We start from the raw sequence: 876 nt of genomic DNA, 5'->3' as shown, positions 1-876 counted from the left end.
CACAAGGGAATGCGTATTACCAAGGAGCAAGCAGAAGAAATCCTTTGTGAAGACTTAAAGCAATTTGAGAAGGCGGTAGAGCAATCTGTAACGGTTTCGTTAACGGATAGCCAATTCGCGGCATTGGTGTCGTTTTGTTATAATGTAGGCACCAAAGCGTTTCGTCAATCGACATTGTTGAAAAAGCTTAATCAAGGGGATTATGAAGCTGTTCCGGTGGAATTACAAAAATGGAATAGGGTAGGAGGTAAGCGTCTTCAAGGCCTCTCCAACCGTAGAGCAGCAGAAGCAGGGCTATGGGCAAAGGGTTCTTATGTTTCTTCGAATTATCAAACAGTGGAAAGCAAGCCTCGAACCGGTCTTTTAAAATTAGAGGCGCTTGCCCCGATTATAGGATCTTGTTCAGGCTTTGGAGGTCTTTTGGTAGGCAATGGTCCGGTGCAATGGGCATTAGCAGGGATTATGGTCTTAGCGGCGCTTACAGGCATAGTGATTGTATCCAAGCGCTTTAAGGAACAGCGCTTATGATTGATTGGTTGCAAAGAAACCTCTCCCTTCTGTTAACGGCTTTAGCCGTTTTTTTTATAGCTTTGGCGAAAGCCTTTCACTTAGGAAAACAAAGCGAGCGACACAAGCAGGTAGAGAATGCTTTAAAGGCATCAACAACACGTCTTGAGGTAGAAAATGAAGTTAATCAAAAAAGTGATGGTGGTGTTCGGGCTGCTTTGTCTGGTTGGTTGCGGGACAAATAGGTCAGTTTCTTGTGTTGGTTGGTTGCCCATTTATTTGGATAAGCGGGATGTTTTGGTCATCAGTTCCAATCTAGCCAGAGATATATTGAAGCATAATCAACAGGGAGCACGCTCATGTGGTTGG

Annotated in this window: 3 protein-coding genes; all 3 read left to right on the top strand. The window is 44.3% G+C overall.

Annotated elements, in window-relative coordinates:
• Positions 1 to 528, top strand: a 528-nt coding sequence (locus FS875_RS10030) for a lysozyme (protein ID WP_144756312.1), incomplete at its 5' end; no start/stop codon positions are given.
• Positions 525 to 752 (top strand): hypothetical protein, encoded by a 228-nt coding sequence (locus FS875_RS10025; protein ID WP_144756309.1) that lies wholly within the window; start codon positions 525 to 527, stop codon positions 750 to 752. The genes FS875_RS10030 and FS875_RS10025, both read left to right, overlap by 4 nt.
• Positions 685 to 876: hypothetical protein (locus FS875_RS10390; protein WP_144756306.1), on the top strand; the 192-nt coding region annotated here is incomplete at its 3' end. The genes FS875_RS10025 and FS875_RS10390, both read left to right, overlap by 68 nt.

This window comes from Bartonella saheliensis (genome assembly GCF_902162175.1).
This window is presented reverse-complemented; position numbering and strand designations above follow the sequence as displayed.

Coding starts and splice junctions, on each gene's coding strand:
- FS875_RS10025 (WP_144756309.1), top strand. CDS start 525: ATGATTGATTGGTTGCAAAGAAACCTCTCCCTTCTGTTAACGGCTTTA.